Raw genomic sequence first — 1,303 nt, 5'->3', positions numbered from 1 at the left:
TGTCCTCAAGCGATGCTGTAACGTCACCTACTAAAAGGGCTATTCTGTGTCGAAATTCCGTTAGTCTATTGCTTTCTATTGCATCAAATACTAGCGGGACAATCAGACCTGCAATCACTTGCCGAACATATTCTTCATCGAAAACGACGATTCGTGCTTGTTGCGGTTCAGTGTGCGTGCTCTCATTCAGTAAGTGACAAACTTTGATATGCCGATAGCCGTCGGGTTCTAGCATCGTCAAATTTAGTGGGTGAGAAACTAAACGAATTTCTCTCCAGTTAAAAACTGGTACATCGGCAATTGCGGGCGCTGCGGTGTCATTTGTCATTGTTTTGGATACGATATTTTTCAAAGTTTTTGACTGTCTTTGTCAATTCTGCGACCGACAATGTAGGCGGACATTTTGCACCAAATAAGCGTTGAGGCTTTTCCGTGACTATCAGTAATTGTGCTGCGATAGAAGGGTGCAGAAGCTCCAATACTTTCAATTTGCAGCGTGCTTCTGGTGTTAAGAATCCCTTGGCTTCTACATAAAAGAAGTTATAAACAAGGAAGTCGCACACATATGTTAGGCGCCCTGTATTTCCCGTCGTATCTTTAAGGATAATTTTGGATTGAAGTCCAACATTATCAACACCAACCATCTGGACTAATTCGCGATAAACCCTGTATTCCCATTTACTGGCAAATCGGACAATATGCTTAGCCAGAGCGCCCGTAGTTGGGCGTTGATCTAAAACAATTCCAGCTTTAGTGCAGTAGTAGATAGAGGTGTTGTTGAATTTAGATTTTGAAGTATTAGCAATAATGTTTCTCCAATCCAGTTCGATTTGCTCGATGAAATGCGATATTAGTTTCATCAAAGAAATCGAACTGGATTGTTACAGTTCGTTACAATTAAGGCGTAGCCAATGTAACGCAAAACGTACTACGTACTTATGAAAAACTTTGTAAAGCTTGATGTACCGTACCTTTCACAATTGGACAACAAACGTAACCCAACTGGTAGTTGTAACGTCACTTCTGTTGCGATGTGCTTGCTGTGGGGGGGTGTGACACCACATCAGCAAGGGATACAGCTAGAAGATGAATTGTACGGATACATGGAGAAGCGACGCCTTGACAGACACTCACCACAAGATTTAGCTACTCTGGTGCGCGATTACGGCTTGAATGATAATTACACTGCTACGGCAACTATAGACGCCGTAAAGGCACATTTAAGCGAGGGTAATCCTTGTATTACGCATGGATACTTCACGGAATTTGGTCACATTATTGTGTTGACTGGTTACGACGAAAA

The 1,303-nt window shown here is 42.2% G+C and carries 3 protein-coding genes; 1 reads left to right on the top strand and 2 read right to left on the bottom strand.

Annotated features, from left to right (window positions below; translation table 11 throughout):
- Both JGK14_RS00125 and JGK14_RS00120 read right to left on the bottom strand, forming a co-directional pair.
- Positions 1-328, bottom strand: a 328-nt coding sequence (locus JGK14_RS00125; RefSeq protein WP_325314554.1) for a hypothetical protein, incomplete at its 3' end; no start/stop codon positions are given.
- On the bottom strand, positions 318-860 hold the full coding sequence (locus tag JGK14_RS00120) for a hypothetical protein (RefSeq protein ID WP_293209154.1): 543 nt from the start codon (positions 858-860) through the stop codon (positions 318-320). The genes JGK14_RS00120 and JGK14_RS00125, both read right to left, overlap by 11 nt.
- Positions 861-938: 78 nt before the next feature.
- Here JGK14_RS00120 and JGK14_RS00115 point away from each other — a divergent pair.
- On the top strand, positions 939-1,303 hold a 365-nt coding region (locus tag JGK14_RS00115; protein WP_325314553.1), incomplete at its 3' end, for a C39 family peptidase.

Source organism: Microcoleus sp. PH2017_28_MFU_U_A (assembly GCF_020738035.1).
Taxonomy (GTDB): domain Bacteria; phylum Cyanobacteriota; class Cyanobacteriia; order Cyanobacteriales; family Microcoleaceae; genus Microcoleus.
This window is presented reverse-complemented; position numbering and strand designations above follow the sequence as displayed.

Excerpts from the sequence above, each read along its gene's own strand:
- JGK14_RS00120 (WP_293209154.1), bottom strand. The coding sequence starts at position 860 with ATGAAACTAATATCGCATTTCATCGAGCAAATCGAACTGGATTGGAGA.